The 15,722-nt window shown below is 63.4% G+C and carries 14 protein-coding genes; 8 read left to right on the top strand and 6 right to left on the bottom strand.

Features of this window, described 5'->3' with window-relative positions:
• Window positions 1-205 precede the first annotated feature (205 nt).
• Window positions 206-601: an AGROH133_08824 family phage infection protein gene (locus NKH13_RS00300; RefSeq protein WP_352569521.1), complete on the bottom strand. Its 396-nt coding sequence runs from the start codon at window positions 599-601 to the stop codon at window positions 206-208.
• A gap of 214 nt (window positions 602-815) precedes the next feature.
• Here NKH13_RS00300 and NKH13_RS00295 point away from each other — a divergent pair, with 214 nt between their 5' ends.
• Both NKH13_RS00295 and NKH13_RS00290 read left to right on the top strand, forming a co-directional pair.
• Window positions 816-1,061, top strand: a complete 246-nt coding sequence (locus NKH13_RS00295) for a type II toxin-antitoxin system Phd/YefM family antitoxin (RefSeq protein WP_352909762.1) — start codon at window positions 816-818, stop codon at window positions 1,059-1,061.
• Entirely contained in the window at window positions 1,058-1,513 is a 456-nt protein-coding gene (locus NKH13_RS00290) for a type II toxin-antitoxin system VapC family toxin (RefSeq protein ID WP_352909760.1), read from the top strand. The genes NKH13_RS00295 and NKH13_RS00290 overlap by 4 nt, the downstream gene beginning before the upstream one ends.
• A 9-nt stretch (window positions 1,514-1,522) precedes the next feature.
• On the opposite strand, the gene NKH13_RS00285 is transcribed toward NKH13_RS00290, so the two are convergent.
• Entirely contained in the window at window positions 1,523-3,706 is a 2,184-nt protein-coding gene (locus NKH13_RS00285) for a primosomal protein N' (protein WP_352909757.1), read from the bottom strand.
• A gap of 90 nt (window positions 3,707-3,796) precedes the next feature.
• Between NKH13_RS00285 and fsa the strand changes: the two genes are divergently transcribed.
• Window positions 3,797-4,450, top strand: coding sequence for a fructose-6-phosphate aldolase (gene fsa / locus NKH13_RS00280; protein ID WP_352465621.1), 654 nt, complete (start codon window positions 3,797-3,799; stop codon window positions 4,448-4,450).
• A gap of 157 nt (window positions 4,451-4,607) precedes the next feature.
• Here fsa and NKH13_RS00275 read toward each other — a convergent pair whose 3' ends face one another.
• On the bottom strand, window positions 4,608-5,189 hold the full coding sequence (locus NKH13_RS00275; protein WP_352909754.1) for an LPS assembly lipoprotein LptE: 582 nt from the start codon (window positions 5,187-5,189) through the stop codon (window positions 4,608-4,610).
• Window positions 5,176-7,800: a leucine--tRNA ligase gene (leuS, locus tag NKH13_RS00270; protein ID WP_352909751.1), complete on the bottom strand. Its 2,625-nt coding sequence runs from the start codon at window positions 7,798-7,800 to the stop codon at window positions 5,176-5,178. Before leuS ends, NKH13_RS00275 begins: the two co-directional genes overlap by 14 nt.
• 144 nt (window positions 7,801-7,944) lie before the next feature.
• Between leuS and NKH13_RS00265 the strand changes: the two genes are divergently transcribed.
• Together NKH13_RS00265 and NKH13_RS00260 are read left to right on the top strand one after the other, a co-directional pair.
• Window positions 7,945-8,607, top strand: a complete 663-nt coding sequence (locus NKH13_RS00265) for a YggS family pyridoxal phosphate-dependent enzyme (protein WP_352718302.1) — start codon at window positions 7,945-7,947, stop codon at window positions 8,605-8,607.
• 109 nt (window positions 8,608-8,716) lie between these two features.
• Window positions 8,717-9,766: an aldo/keto reductase gene (locus tag NKH13_RS00260; protein WP_352909748.1), complete on the top strand. Its 1,050-nt coding sequence runs from the start codon at window positions 8,717-8,719 to the stop codon at window positions 9,764-9,766.
• 58 nt (window positions 9,767-9,824) lie between these two features.
• On the opposite strand, the gene NKH13_RS00255 is transcribed toward NKH13_RS00260, so the two are convergent.
• Window positions 9,825-10,733: a LysR family transcriptional regulator gene (locus NKH13_RS00255; RefSeq protein WP_352909745.1), complete on the bottom strand. Its 909-nt coding sequence runs from the start codon at window positions 10,731-10,733 to the stop codon at window positions 9,825-9,827.
• Window positions 10,734-10,870: 137 nt separating this feature from the next.
• Between NKH13_RS00255 and NKH13_RS00250 the strand changes: the two genes are divergently transcribed.
• Together NKH13_RS00250 and NKH13_RS00245 are read left to right on the top strand one after the other, a co-directional pair.
• Window positions 10,871-12,052: an MFS transporter gene (locus NKH13_RS00250; RefSeq protein ID WP_352909743.1), complete on the top strand. Its 1,182-nt coding sequence runs from the start codon at window positions 10,871-10,873 to the stop codon at window positions 12,050-12,052.
• A 56-nt stretch (window positions 12,053-12,108) separates the two neighbouring features.
• Complete coding sequence (locus NKH13_RS00245; RefSeq protein ID WP_352909741.1) at window positions 12,109-13,143, top strand: aldo/keto reductase; 1,035 nt, start codon at window positions 12,109-12,111, stop codon at window positions 13,141-13,143.
• A gap of 45 nt (window positions 13,144-13,188) precedes the next feature.
• Here NKH13_RS00245 and NKH13_RS00240 read toward each other — a convergent pair whose 3' ends face one another.
• Window positions 13,189-13,461: an usg protein gene (locus tag NKH13_RS00240; protein WP_352909739.1), complete on the bottom strand. Its 273-nt coding sequence runs from the start codon at window positions 13,459-13,461 to the stop codon at window positions 13,189-13,191.
• A 305-nt stretch (window positions 13,462-13,766) separates the two neighbouring features.
• Between NKH13_RS00240 and acs the strand changes: the two genes are divergently transcribed.
• Entirely contained in the window at window positions 13,767-15,722 is a 1,956-nt protein-coding gene (gene acs, locus NKH13_RS00235) for an acetate--CoA ligase (protein WP_352909737.1), read from the top strand.

The following is a 15,722-nucleotide window of genomic DNA, read 5'->3' as shown; positions in this document are numbered from 1 at the left end:
CGCGAGCAAAAACTCTGGCTAAATCTTTGACCTTACTGCATTTTTCCAAGCACGGAGGCGGGGCTTCCGCTATCCCCGGTCGAAAGTCGATTGCCGTCTAGCACAGGCATTTTCAGACCGCAATGCGTCGTCCGGCATGGTTTTCAGGCACTATTGTCGCATCCGCTGGCCGAGTTCAGCAACCAACCCCGGATTGATCCCTGATTCAGGGCAAAAAGCCGAAGGCGAAGGCAAGCGGCAGCGCTGCCAGCACCAGCTCGACGACAATGGAAGCCCAGTTGAACGGCGTGTTGGCGCCGTCCGACATCATTGACAGCAGCCGGCCGAAGGCGGTGAAAAGCCAGGAGAAGCCGAGCGCCATGTAGAGCAGCGGCTGCGCCAGGAGGATGCAGCACAAGCTGACGCCGAGATAGAAGCCCGACATCCGGCCGCGCCCCTCGGCGATCGCCGCTGCCTTCTCCGGTCTGACCTGCAGCCGCAGGATCCGGAACGCCAGTCCTGGCGCCAGGAACAGCAGCAGGCCGAACAGCAGGGTCACCACGGCGCTCGACCATGCCAGCCACTCGCCCTGGCTCATCGGCCACGGAAACGCAAATTCCATCTTGTCCCCTCTTAAATGCATATTCAAAATTTCGGGCATTCTAGCGAAGCAACTGACATGCGCCAGATGGGCCGCCGGCAATTTGCAGGGCGCGTCAGCCCAACGCGAGCGCGACCGTTGTCTCGACCGGGCTAACAGGACGTTACACAACGGGCTGTTTTTTTCTGCACAATTCCTATATTGTGACTACATGAGACCACAAGAGGTTCCGCGCATGAAGACGATGCAACTACGAGAGGCAAAGGCCAGCCTTTCCGCGCTCGTGGAGGCTGCTGAGAACGGTGAGCCCACGGTTATCACCAAGCACGGCAAGCCCGCGGTCATGGTGGTGCCAATCGGTGAGGGACGGAAACTTTATCCGCAGAACAGCCAAAAAGACTTCGTGGATTTCCTGCTTCAGTATCCAGGCGGCATCGAGCTTGAGCGAAACGAAACGCCGTCGCGGGAAGTGGAGTTTTGACCGGCTATCTGCTTGATACGTCTTTTCTCTCGGCATTTGCACCTGGTCGGCCTCTGCTTCCGTCACACGTGCAGAACTGGGTTGCCGAACAAGGAGAACGCGGCTCTTGGCAGCTCTCATCGATCGTCATCTTGGAGTTGGAACGAGGAATCGCGAAACTGAAGCGGGCGGGCGGGCATATGAAGGCAGAGCGCATCAATGAGTGGTTCGAAAGGTTGCTTCTAGAGTTCAACCAGCGCATCCTTCCCATCGATTTAGCAATCGCGCGAGAAGCCGGAAAACTGGAAGACGCCACTATCGCCAGAGGTGCCAATCCGGGGCTGGCGGACGTTCTGATCGCAGCTACTGCCCGTTTGCACGGCCTGTCAGTTTTGACGGCCAACACCCGGCATTTTGCGATTCTCGACGTGCCTTACCTGAACCCATTCACCGAACGCGTCTCGAAAGGGTAATTCGACACCTTACAAAAAGCTTTGCGGGTCGATATCGACCTGGACCCGCACCGAACCCCTTATCTTCGGCCCCTCGGCCAGCATGGTGCGAATGAACCCTTGCATGTCGGCGCGCCGTTCGCCTTGGATCAGCAGGCGAAAGCGATGGCGGCCGCCGATCAATGACAGCGGCGCCTCGGCCGGGCCGAGCACGAACAGGTCGGTGGCTTGCGGCGCGGCGCGACGCAGGCCACGGGCGTGCCCTTCGGCTTCGGCCCGTGTCGCCGCGCTGACGATGACGCCGGCGAGCCTGCCGAAGGGCGGTAGCCCCGCCCGCTCGCGCTCGACGATCTCGCGCTCGTAGAAGGCCTCGGCATCGCCGGAGACGATCGCGCGCATCACCGGATGGTCCGGCTGGAAGGTCTGCAGCAGGCCGAGGCTCTTCTTGCCGGTGCGGCCGGCGCGGCCGGTCACCTGGCTGAGCAGTTGGAACGTGCGCTCGGCGGCGCGCGGATCGCCATTGGCAAGGCCGAGATCGGCATCGACCACACCGACCAGCGTCATGTTGGGGAAATTATGGCCCTTGGCGACGAGTTGCGTGCCGATGACGATGTCGGCCTCGCCATTGGCGATGGCTTCGAGCTCGAGCCGCAGCCGCCGCACGCCGCCCATCAGGTCGGACGACAGTACGATGGTGCGGGCATCGGGGAACTGCGCGACGACCTCCTCGGCGATGCGCTCGACGCCCGGCCCGCAGGCGACCAGATGGTCGAGCGTGCCGCATTCGGGGCAGGCCTCTGGCCGGCGTTCATTGTGCCCGCAGTGGTGGCAGACGAGCTGGCCGCGAAAGCGGTGCTCGACCAGCCAGGCCGAGCAGACCGGACAGCCAAAGCGGTGGCCGCAGACCCGGCAGAGCGTCAGCGGCGCATAGCCGCGCCGGTTGAGGAACAGCAGTGACTGTTCCTTTCTTTCCAGCGTCTGCCGCATATGGCCGAGCAGTACAGGCGACAGGAAGCCGCCGCGTGCCGGCGCCGCGCGGCGCATGTCGACCGTCTTGAGATCGGGAAGTGCCGCCTCGGCAAAGCGCCCCGAAAGCACCGCCCTGCTGTAGCGGCCCTGGCTGGCATTGACCCGGCTTTCGACTGACGGCGTCGCAGAGGCGAGCACGACCGGAAAGCCGCCGATATGGCCGCGCACCACGGCCATGTCGCGGGCGTTGTAAAAGACGCGATCCTCCTGCTTGTAGGCGGGATCGTGCTCTTCGTCGACGATGATCAGTCCAAGTTCCCTGAACGGCAGGAACAGCGCCGAACGTGCGCCGGCGACGACCCGCACGCCGCCTTCCGTTACTTGCCGCCAAACCTTTTCGCGCATCCTTGGCGGCAGGTCCGAGTGCCACTCCGCCGGCTTAGCGCCGAACCGCTCCTGGAAACGTTCGAGGAAGGCGTGGGTCAGCGCAATTTCCGGCAGCAGGATCAACACCTGCGTGCCACGGTCGAGCGCGGCCGCGACCGCCTCGAAATAGACCTCCGTCTTGCCGGATCCGGTCACACCGTCGAGCAGGGTGACACCGAATGTGCCGGCCGCGACATTGACGCGCAGCGTCTCGGCGGCATCGCTCTGGTCGGGCATCAGTGCCGGCACGGCGTAGCCGGGATCGGGTGCTGCGACCACCGGCCGCGGCGGGATCATCACCGTCTCGAATACGCCCTGCGCCCGCAGCCCGTCCACCACCGTCGACGACACGCCTGCCGCATGCGCCAGGCCGGACCGCGTCCAGGCAAGGCCGCCTTCGGCCGTTTCCAGCACGCGCGTCCTCGCCTCCGTCATCCGGTCGGGCTTGGCGAAGGTGCGCTGCAGCCCTTCGATCCACGGTTCCGGGTCGAACGCCTCCGGTGCCCTGAGCAGCATGCGCGCCACCATGCCGGGCGGCGACAGCGTGTATTGCGCCACCCAATCGACAAAACGCCGCATCGCGCGGTCGATCGGCGGGCAGTCGAAAACCTGCTCGATCGGTCGCAATTTCTTCGCGTCGACCTTTTCGACGGCGCCGTCCCAGACGATGCCGGCGACCTGGCGGGGCCCAAGCGGAACGCGCACGATCGAGCCCGGCACCACGCGCATGCCAGCCGGCACGGCATAGGTGTAGGGGCGCTCGGCGGGCATCGGCACCAGCACCGGTGCGGCCGCGACAAAGGGCGAATCTTCGATCATGAGGCGTGACCTTGCCCCGACTTTGGTCTAGATCAAAGTCCGACCCCAAATGTGCATGACGTGCACATGAAAAATCTTCAGGAGACCGCCATGAAATTTTTTGTCGACACCGCCGATGTCAAGGAAATCCGCGAGCTGAACGATTTGGGGCTGCTCGACGGCGTAACCACCAATCCGTCGCTTATCCTGAAATCCGGCGGCAAGATCGCCGACGTCACAAGAGAGATCTGCGAGATCGTCAAGGGCCCGGTCTCGGCCGAAGTCGTCGCCACCGAATACAAGGACATGATGGCGGAGGCCAAGATCCTGGCCAGAATCGCCGACAATGTCTGCATCAAGGTGCCGCTGACGCTCGACGGCCTGAGAGCCTGCAAGGACATCCGGTCGGACGGCCGCATGGTCAACGTCACGCTGTGCTTCTCGGCCACCCAGGCGCTGCTCGCCGCCAAGGCCGGCGCCTCCTTCATCTCGCCCTTCGTCGGCCGCATCGACGACAGCGGCTGGGACGGCATGGAGCTGATTGCCGATATCCGCACCATCTACGACAATTATGATTTCCAGACCGAGATCCTGACCGCTTCTGTGCGTACTGTGAACCATGTCAAGCAGGCGGCGCTGATCGGTGCCGATGTCATCACCGCCCCGCCAGCGACGCTCAAGGCGCTGGTCAAGCACCCGCTGACCGACAAGGGCCTGGAGCTGTTCCTCGCCGATTGGGCAAAGACTGGCCAGACGATCGGCTGAAGCGAAGGTCGGCGGCGGCCATAACGCCTTCGTCATTCCCGGGGCGAAGCGAACGCGAAGCGGAGCGCAGACCCTGGGATGACGAAGCGAAAGATGTTTCGGCCAATGTCGAAGGCTTGCCGCTGAAAGATTTATCGACGACCGCCGTGCCGAGGTTCTAACCCGCCACTGTTTTGCCGTGCTTGATCAGATCCTGGGCGATCGACAGCCGCAGCACATCTGCCAGTTCGCGCGCCGCACGGTTCTCGGCGTCGATCTGCGCCCGGTATGACGCGAATTCCTGGCGCGGCCTGTCGTACGACGACGGAATCGAGCGCTTGCCCCTCGCTATGACCGTGCCCGTCTTGGCATCGCTGAGCACATAGTTCGCGGTCAGCGTCACTGTGCCGGCGGTCGGCTCGTCCTCGTCGGTCGTGACCTGCTCGATTGCCGCCGATTCGACGAGTTCGGAGACGCCGAGATCAAGCGAATAGACCGGCGAAGCCGGCTCGCCGGCGCCCTGGCCGAGCGCGAAGATCAAATTGTTGCGGACCTGCTGGGCGTAGCGGGTCTTGACCGGCTTGACCGAGATCGATGCCAGTTCGGCAGCAGCGCCGACCTGCGAGCCGGCGACCAGCGGCGCGCTTGAATAGAGCGGCCGCACCGTGCAGGCGGAAACCAGCGCCACCGACGCGAGCAGCCCGCAAAGCACGACACGGCGCAGCGTCAGCTCCGCTTTTTTCGGATCAGGCAACAACATTGACGATCCTCTGCGGCACGATGATCACCTTGCGCGGCGCCTTACCTTCGAGCGCTTTCTGCACGAAGTCGAGGGCCAGAACCGCTTTTTCGACCGCACCTTGGTCCGCGTCGCGGGCAATTGTCAAATCGCCGCGCTTCTTGCCGTTGACCTGGACCGGCAGCACGATCTCGGCGTCGACGACAAGCGACGGATCGTAGTCCGGCCAGGGCCGTTCGGCGACAAGGTCGGTGCCGCCGAGCGTCTGCCAGCACTCTTCGGACAGATGCGGCATGACCGGCGCGATCAGGTGCACCAGGATCTCGACGGCCTCACGGCAGGCCGCTTGCAGCGCCGGACCGGCCTTGCCCTCTGCCGCCTCGTTGAGCGGCACGGTCAAGGCATTGGCGAGCTCGTAGATGCGCGCGATGGCGCGGTTGAAGGCGAGCTTTTCGATATCCTCGCCGACCGATTTCAGGATCTTGTGCGCCGCCTTGGACACTGTCCCAGCCTCGCCGTCCTTCGCCGCCTCTGGCCGAACTCCGGCGAGCGATTCGGCAGCCGTCGACACCAGGCGCCAGATGCGCTGGATGAAGCGGTGCGCGCCGGCGGCGCCCTCGTCGGTCCATTCGACATCGCGCTCGGGCGGCGAGTCCGACAGCATGAACCAGCGCGCCGTATCGGCGCCGTAGCCGTCGGTGATCTCTTCCGGGCTCACCGTATTCTTCTTCGACTTCGACATTTTTTCGAGCGGACCGATCACCGCCTCTTCGCCGGTGGCGATTTCGAAGGCGCGGCGCTTGCAGTCGGCGTCTTCCAGCCTGACCTCGCTTGGCGCAAGCCAGCGGCCGTTCGAGGCGCCACCGACCCGATAGGTCTCGTGCACCACCATGCCTTGCGTGAACAGGCCCCTGAACGGCTCGGCGAGATCGACATGGCCGGTCTCGCGCATGGCGCGGGTGAAAAAGCGCGAATAGAGCAAATGCAGGATCGCGTGCTCGATGCCGCCAATATACTGGTCGACCGGCAGCCATTCAGTCGCGGCCTTGGGATCGGTCGGATCGTTGGCCCAGGGCGCGGTGAAGCGCGCGAAATACCACGAAGAATCGACAAATGTGTCCATCGTGTCGGTTTCGCGCCGCGCATCCTTGCCGCAACGCGGGCATTTGACGTGCCGCCATGTCGGATGGCGATCGAGCGGATTGCCAGGCCGGTCGAACTCGATGTCATCCGGCAGCTTGACCGGCAGGTCGGCTTTCGGCACCGGCACCACGCCGCAATCCTCGCAATGGATCATCGGGATCGGGCAGCCCCAATAGCGCTGGCGCGAAATGCCCCAGTCGCGCAGGCGGAAATTCACCTTGCGCTCGGCCATCGGCCGGTTGCCGATGGTCTTCTGTTCGAGCAGCTTCGCCACCTCGTCGAATGCCTGATCCGGCTTCATGCCGTCGAGGAAGCGCGAATTGATCATCACGCCGTCGCCGACATAGGCCTCGTCGATGATCTGGAAGCTTCCTTGATTCTCGCCTTCCGGCATCACCACCGGAATGACCGGCAGGCCGTATTTGTTGGCGAAGTCGAGGTCGCGCTGGTCACCGGACGGGCAGCCGAAAATGGCACCGGTGCCGTAGTCCATCAGCACGAAATTGGCGACGTAGACGTGCAGCGTCCAGTTCTCGTCGAACGGATGGATGACGCGGATGCCGGTATCGAAACCCTTCTTCTCGGCCGTCTCCAATGCCGCCACCGAGGTGGCCATATGGCGGACCTCGTCGATGAACTTTGCCAGCGCCGGATTGTCTTCGGCGGCCTTTTTGGCTAGCGGATGGTCGGCCGCAATCGCCATGAAGGAGGCGCCGAAGATGGTGTCGGGCCTGGTCGTATAGACTTCGAGCTCATGCTCGCCGGCGACTGGCTTGGCCAGCGGCCAGCGGATCAGCAGGCCTTCCGAACGGCCGATCCAGTTCGCCTGCATCAGCTTCACTTTTTCCGGCCAGTCGTCGAGTTGATCGAGCGAATCCAGCAGATCCTGCGCGTAGTCGGAGATCTTGAAAAACCACTGCGTCAGCTCGCGCTGTTCCACCAGCGCGCCCGAGCGCCAGCCGCGACCGTCGATGACCTGCTCGTTGGCAAGCACCGTCATGTCCTCCGGATCCCAGTTGACCTTGGAGGATTTTCGCGTCACCAGCCCCTTCTCGACGAAATCGAGGAACAGCATCTGCTGGCGGTGGTAATAGTCGACATCGCAGGTGGCGAATTCTCGCGCCCAATCGAGCGACAGGCCCATGACCTTGAGCTGCTCGCGCATGGCGGCAATGTTCTGATAGGTCCAGTCCTTGGGGTGGACCTTGTTCTGCATCGCCGCGTTTTCGGCTGGCATGCCAAAGGCGTCCCAGCCCATCGGGTGCAGCACGTTGAAACCCTTGGCCCGCTTGTAACGTGCCACCACGTCGCCCATCGTATAGTTCCGGGTATGGCCGATATGGATGCGCCCCGACGGATAGGGGAACATCTCCAGCACGTAGTATTTCGGGCGCGGGTCGTCGTTGTCGGCTTCGAACAGCTTCTTGGCGTCCCAGGCCTTCTGCCATTTGGGCTCTGACGCGCGCGGATTGTATCGTTCGGTTGCCATCGGGTGTTTTTCACTTAAAAGCATGCACGAGCCGCCGGACAATGCCCGTGCGGCTCAAAATGTCGTCGCGGTGTTCACCATGGATTACCGGACCCGTCAACTGCGGCGATCCGGCGAAAAGCCAAACACAGGCAGGATATAGGCATGGCGAGCGCCGTCGAACAGCTTTTCACCATCAAGGCAAGGATCGCTGCCGCCGAGCGCGAGGCCGGACGCGACGCCGGAGCTGTGGCACTGGTCGCGGTCTCGAAGACCTTCGATGCCACCGATATCCGCCCGGTTATCGAGGCCGGCCAGCGCGTCTTCGGCGAAAACCGCGTCCAGGAAGCACAAGCCAAATGGCCGGCCCTGAGGGCGGTGTTTCCCGACATCGAGCTACATCTGATCGGTCCGCTGCAATCGAACAAGGCAAAGGAAGCGGTCGCGCTGTTCGACGTCATCGAAACCGTCGACCGGGAAAAGATCGCCGCCGAACTCGCCAAGGAAATCGCCAGGCAGGGCCGGTCACCAAGGCTCTATGTCCAGGTCAACACCGGCTCCGAGCCGCAAAAGGCCGGCATAGAGCCGCGCGAGGCCGTCGCGTTCGTCGCCCGCTGCCGCGATGTCCATGGTCTCTCCGTCGAGGGCCTGATGTGCATCCCACCGGCCGACGAGAACCCCGGCCCACATTTCGCGCTGCTGGAGAAGCTCAGCACCGAGGCCGGCGTCGACAAGCTCTCGATGGGCATGTCCGGCGACTACGAGACCGCGATCGCCTTCGGCGCGACCAGTGTCAGGGTTGGATCGGCGATTTTCGGCGCCAGATGAGGCGCAGCCGGCCTTAGGCCACAGACCGACATTGACTAAGCCAGCGTATAGAAACGGAACGTTTCGTTCCTATATGGGTCGAGTTATTCTCAACCCGTCTGGAGCCACCATGCGTTACAATCAACTTGGAAATACCGGGATGTTCGTCTCCGAACTTTGCCTCGGCACGATGACGTTCGGCGCCGCTGGCGAGAATGCCCAATGGGGCCTGATCGCCAGCCTCGACCAGAAGGGCGTCGACGAGATCGTCGCCCGCTCGCTCGCCGCCGGCGTCAATTTCTTCGACACGGCGGATGTCTATTCCTTCGGCGCCTCGGAACGGCTTCTCGGCCAGTCGCTCAGGAACCTTGGCGTCAACCGACAGGACGTGATCATCGCCACCAAGGTTCATGGCGCCATGGGCGGCGGCCCGAACCAGCGCGGTTCCTCGCGCGGCCACATCATGGATTCGGTCGAGAGCAGCCTCGAGCGGCTACAGCTCGATCACATCGATCTCTACCAACTGCACGGCACCGACACAGTGACGCCGATCGACGAGACACTGCGGGCGCTCGACGACCTGGTTGCCGCCGGCAAGGTCCGCTATGTCGGCGTCTCGAACTGGCAGGCCTGGCGCATTGCCAAGGCGCTGGGTATTGCCGAGCGCAAGGGCTTTGCCCGCTTCGAGACCGTCCAGTCGTATTACTCGATTGCCGGCCGCGATCTCGAGCGCGAGATCGTGCCGCTGCTCAACGAGGAGAAGCTCGGGTTGATGGTCTGGTCGCCGATGGCTGGCGGCCTGCTCTCCGGCAAATACGGACCGGGCGCCCCCGGCAATGGCGAGGGCCGCCGCGCCAGCTTCAATTTCCCGCCGGTCAACGAGGACCGGGCCTGGGCAGCGGTCGCCGTCATGCGCGAGATCGCCGCCAAGCACGGCGTCAGCGTCGCCACGGTGGCGCTCGGCTATGTCCTGGCCAAGCCATTCGTGATGAGCGTCATCATCGGCGCCAGCCGCATGGAGCAGCTGGAACAGAACCTTGCGGCCACCGAGTTGCAGCTCGATGCCGATGACCTTGTTCGGCTCGACGAAGTCAGTGCCCTGCCCGCCGAATACCCCGGCTGGATGCTGGAGCGTCATGCGGCCGGTCGGCATCCGGCGCCCTTTGTGCCGAAAAAGTAGTTAATCTTACTTTCGATTTGATGCTTCGGGAGCCGGCAGGCTCCCGATCGTTTTGGGCTCAGGTCAGCCGGACAGTCTCGACCAAAAAGTCCAAAAAGGCCCGCACCCGCGCCGGCAGATGCTTGCCTTGGCCGACATAGACGGCGTGGGTGAGTTCCTCGTCGCCGGGGTTGAACTCTTCCAGCAGCGGCAGAAGCCGGCCGGCGGCAATGTCGGCTTCCACGTGCCAACGTGCCAGCCGGGCGATGCCCGCCCCAGAGAGCGCCACCAGCCGCATCGCCTCGCCGTCGCTGACCAGCGTATTTCCGATGATCGACAGGGTGGTCGGCTTGCCGGCCGCGTCGATAAAAGGCCAGCCCTCGAGGTGACGTACGAAACGGAAGCCCATCCGGTTGTGACGATCGAGATCGGCGGGCGTCTTGGGCGTGCCACGCGCTTCGAGATACGATGGCGCCGCAACGACGACCACCCGGCTCTGCCCGAGCTTGCGCGCCACCAGCCGTGATTCGCCGAGCGGCCCGGCGCGGATGGCGACGTCAGCGCGCTCCTCCATCAGGTCGATGACATCGTCGGTCAACACCAGATCGACCGAGATTTCGGGGTAGCGCTCCAGAAAACGCGGCAAAAGCGGGATCAGCCGATGCTGTCCGAAAGGCACGTAGCTGTTAATCCGCAGCCGGCCACGCGGCGCGGCACCCGCCGCTGCCTCGCGCTCGGCCGCTGCCATGTCGGCCAGGATACGCACTCCGCTGTCGAAGAACGCCGCCCCCTCCGGCGTCAGTTGCAGCTTGCGCGTCGAACGGCTGACCAGCCGCGCGCCAAGCCGCGCCTCCAGCCGCGCGATCAGCTTGCTCACCGCCGACGGCGTCATCCGTAACGCGCGGGCAGCGGCCGAAAAGCTGCCCGCCTCGACGACGCGGACGAACACTTCGATCTCGCCGGAGCGATTGATTTCGGGCCTGGCCATTGGTGAATCTATTTCACAGACGATGTGCCCGATGCAAGGCTGGTTCACAGCACATCGCGGCACGATCTTCCGGATTGGGGCGTGGGAGGACACGGCGCCCGTCGTCAAAACCGGTCGTCATCGAAGTGGGAACCGCCATGCCCCTCGCTCTTTACGCTCTTGCCGCCGGTGCCTTTGGCATCGGCGTCACCGAATTCGTCATCATGGGCCTGCTGCTCGACGTCAGCACCGACCTCGGCGTCTCGATCTCAGCTGCCGGCCAGTTGATTTCCGGCTATGCGCTCGGCGTTGTCATCGGCGCGCCGCTGCTGACGATCGTAACCGGCCGCTGGCCGCGCAAAACCGTGCTTCTGGCGCTGATGGCGATCTTCACGCTGGGCAACCTCGCTTGTGCACTTGCCCCAGACTACTGGACGCTGATGGGTGCGCGCGTGCTGACCGCCTTCGCCCACGGCACCTTCTTCGGCGTCGGCTCGGTCGTGGCGACCGGACTGGTGGCGCCCAACAAGAAAGCCTCGGCAATCGCCCTGATGTTCACCGGCCTGACCATCGCCAATATCCTCGGCGTGCCCTTCGGCACATGGCTCGGGCAGGCCTTCGGCTGGCGCGCGACCTTCTGGGCGGTGACCCTGGTCGGCATCGCCGCCTTCGCCATCATTCTCCTGCTGGTGCCGCGCAGCCGAACAGAGCCTGAGAAGAGCAATTTGCGCGCCGATCTCGCCGTGCTCGGCCGCACGCCTGTCCTGCTTGGCTTTGCCACCACCGTGCTTGGCTATGCCGGCGTCTTCGCCGTCTTCACCTACATCGCCCCGTTGCTGACCGAGATCACCGGTTTTGAGGAAGCAGCGGTGTCGCCTATCCTGCTGGTCTTCGGCGGCGGCCTCATCGCCGGCAACCTCGCCGGCGGCAAGTTCGCCGACCGCTGGCTGGTACCTTCCGTTCTCGGCAGTCTCGTCGTCCTGGCACTGGTGCTCGGCACCATGACCTTCGCCCTGCACAGCCAGGTCATGGCCGTTATCTATGTCGGCCTGCTCGGCGCCGCCGCCTTCGCCACCGTGGCGCCGCTGCAGATGTGGGTACTGGAAAAGGCACAAGGCGCCGGCCAGAGCCTAGCTTCATCCTTCAACATCGCCGCCTTCAACCTCGGCAATGCGGCCGGCGCCTGGCTCGGCGGCTTGGTCATCGCCCATGGTCCCGGCCTCGGTGCCGTCACCTGGGTCGCGGCCCTGTTACCGCTTTCAGCGCTCGCCGTGGCGGCGTTTGCGCTGCGCCTCGACCGAGATCCCGTCCTCGCCACACCGGAAATCGCTCGGTCATAGAACGGCAAAGCTCAACCAATCTTTGAAACAGCCATCCTTCCACAAGGAGCAAACCCATGGATTATCGAAATCTTGGCGCATCGGGCCTGAAGGTCCCGGCGCTCTCGTTCGGCGCTGGAACCTTCGGCGGTTCAGGCCCGCTGTTCGGCGCCTGGGGCAACAGCGATGCGACGGAAGCGCGACGGCTGGTCGACATCTGCCTTGAGGCCGGCGTCAACTTGTTCGACACCGCCGATGTCTATTCGAATGGCGCTTCCGAACAAGTGCTCGGCGCTGCCATCAAGGGCCGCCGCGACGCCGTGCTGATCTCGACCAAGACCTCGCTGCCGATGGGCGACGGTCCCAACGATGCCGGCTCGTCACGTTCACGCCTAATCAAGGCAGTCGAAGACGCGCTGAGGCGTCTTGACACCGACTACATCGACCTGCTGCAACTGCACGCTTTCGACGCCGCAACACCGATCGAGGAGGTGCTGTCGACGCTGGACAGTCTCGTGCGCGCCGGCAAGCTGCGTTATGTCGGCGTCTCCAATTTTTCCGGCTGGCAAGTGATGAAGTCGCTCGGCCTGGCGGATAGACATGGCTATCCCCGATACGTCGCCCATCAGGTCTATTACTCGCTGGTCGGACGCGATTATGAATGGGAGTTGATGCCGCTCGGCCTCGATCAGGGCGTCGGTGCGTTGGTGTGGAGCCCGCTCGGCTGGGGCCGCTTGACCGGCAAGATCCGCCGTGGCCAGAAGCTGCCTGAGAAAAGTCGGCTGCACGACACGGTAAGCTTCGGACCGCCCGTCGAGGACGAGCATCTCTATCGGGTGGTCGACGCGCTTGACGTTATCGCCGAGGAAACCGGCAAGACCGTACCGCAGATCGCCATCAACTGGCTGCTGCAGCGGCCGACCGTCGCCTCCGTCATCATCGGCGCGCGCAACGAGGAGCAGTTGCGCCAGAATCTCGGCGCCGTCGGATGGTCATTGACAGCCGAGCAGATGGAGAAGCTCGACACGGCAAGTGAGGTCACCGCACCCTACCCGTATTTTCCCTATCGCCGGCAGGAGGGGTTTGCCCGGCTGAACCCGCCCGCAATCTGACGCTCCAAAAGCTGGGCGGCGGCTCCCAGGCTGCCGCCCGCCCGGCTAATGCAGCACGAACTCGCCGTCGACCTTGCGCCATTCGTTCGGCGCGATCAGCTTGTGGTGCGTGTAGCTGACCGAATGCAGCGGGCCTTCGAGCTTGGCCTTCCAGAACTCGATGAAGCGGATCAGCACCGGAAATTTCGGGGCGATGTCGTAATCCTGCCAGATGAAGCTCTGCAGCAGATGCGGATGATCGGGAAAGTGATAAAGAATCTTGGCCGTGGTCAAGCCATAGCCCTTGAGCATCAGGTCCATTTCGGAATGGTCGCGCATTGCGGTCCCTTGGTTGATTCTCCTTCCTCCCAGCCTGAAATTGTGCACCCGATTTGCTTAATCGTCTATTGATATTTCTATGATCGAACCAGATTTCTCCCGCAAAAACATGCGCTTAGCAGCCGCCTAACGAGAGTGCTGACACCGCCTGGTAAAGCGCCTGCGGCATCCCGCCGCGCGAATCCAACGTCTAATGTTGCCGTCGCGGCCGAACTGTTAATAATGCGCGCGAATTCGCGGCCGCATCGCTGCGATCCTGCCGGCAGTCAAGCCGGCGGTTTGGTTTTGGGGAGGAAGGCGAAGAAATGTCCGATGTTCATGTCCATCGCGTCCAGCCGGCGTGGAAGAAGAACGCGCTGATTGACAGCGACACCTACCTGAAATGGTACGCCGACAGCGTCAAGAACCCGGACAAGTTCTGGGGCAAGCACGGCAAGCGCATCGACTGGTTCAAGCCGTACAGCAAGGTCAAGAACACGTCCTTCGACGGCAAGGTCTCAATCAAATGGTTCGAGGATGGCCAGACCAACGTTTCCTGGAACTGCATCGACAGGCATCTGAAGAAGCGCGGCGACCAGACCGCTATCATCTGGGAAGGCGACAATCCCTACGACGACAGGAAGATCACCTATAACCAGCTTTACGCGCATGTCTGCCGCCTCGCCAATGTGATGAAGAAGCACGGCGTCAAGAAGGGCGACCGCGTCACCATCTACATGCCGATGATCCCGGAGGCCGCTTATGCGATGCTCGCCTGCACGCGCATCGGCGCCATTCATTCGGTCGTCTTCGGCGGCTTTTCGCCGGATGCGCTGGCCGGACGCATCGACGACTGCAAGTCGACCTTCGTCATCACCGCCGACGAAGGCCTGCGCGGAGGCAAGTCGATCCCGTTGAAGGACAACACCGACAAGGCGATCGAGATCGCCGCCAAGGCCGGAACGAAAGTCGAAAAGGTCTTGGTAGTACGCCGCACCGGCGGCAAGACCGGCTGGGCCGTCGGGCGCGACGTCTGGTACCATGACGAGGTCGCCACGGTTAAGGCCGAATGCAAGCCCGAGAAGATGAACGCCGAGGACCCGCTCTTCATCCTCTACACATCCGGCTCGACCGGCAAGCCGAAGGGCGTGCTGCACACCACGGCCGGCTATCTCGTTTATGTCTCGATGACCCACCAATATGTCTTCGACTATCATGACGGCGATATCTACTGGTGCACCGCCGATGTCGGCTGGGTCACCGGCCACAGCTACATCGTCTACGGGCCGCTCGCCAACGGCGCCACCACGCTGATGTTCGAAGGCGTGCCGAACTACCCGTCGCAGTCGCGTTTCTGGGACGTGATCGACAAGCACAAGGTCAACATCTTCTACACCGCACCGACCGCGCTGCGCGCGCTGATGGGCGCCGGCGATGCCCATGTCACCAAAACGTCGCGCAAGTCGCTGCGCGTGCTCGGCACCGTCGGCGAGCCGATCAATCCGGAAGCCTGGGAGTGGTATTTCAACGTCGTCGGCAACGGCAAGGTGCCGATCGTCGACACCTGGTGGCAGACCGAGACCGGCGGCATCATGATCACGCCGGTTCCGGGCGCCACCCACCTCAAGGCGGGTTCGGCGACGCGGCCCTTCTTTGGCGTCAACCCGCAGCTGGTCGATGCCGACGGCAAGGTGCTGGAAGGCGAAGCCAGCGGCAATCTTTGTATTGCCGACTCGTGGCCGGGCCAGATGCGCACCGTCTATGGCGATCACGACCGCTTCGTGCAGACCTATTTCTCGACCTACAAGGGCAGGTACTTCACCGGTGACGGCTGCCGCCGCGATGCTGACGGCTACTACTGGATCACCGGCCGCGTCGACGACGTCATCAACGTCTCCGGCCACCGCATGGGCACCGCCGAGGTCGAATCGGCGCTGGTTTCGCATGAGAAGGTCTCGGAGGCCGCCGTCGTCGGCTACCCGCACGATATCAAGGGCCAGGGCATTTACTGCTATGTCACGCTGATGGCCGGCGAGACGCCAAGCGAGGAACTGCGCCAGGAGCTCGTCGCCCATGTCCGCAAGGAGATCGGCGCCATCGCTTCGCCTGACAAGATCCAGTTCGCGCCCGGCCTGCCGAAGACCCGTTCCGGCAAGATCATGCGGCGCATCCTGCGCAAGATCGCCGAGGACGATTTTGCCACGCTCGGCGACACCTCGACGCTGGCCGATCCGGCGGTCGTCGACGACCTGATCGCCAACCGGCAGAACAAGAGGGCCTGA

The organism is Mesorhizobium sp. M1348 (assembly GCF_040317925.1).
GTDB lineage: Bacteria > Pseudomonadota > Alphaproteobacteria > Rhizobiales > Rhizobiaceae > Mesorhizobium.
This window is presented reverse-complemented; position numbering and strand designations above follow the sequence as displayed.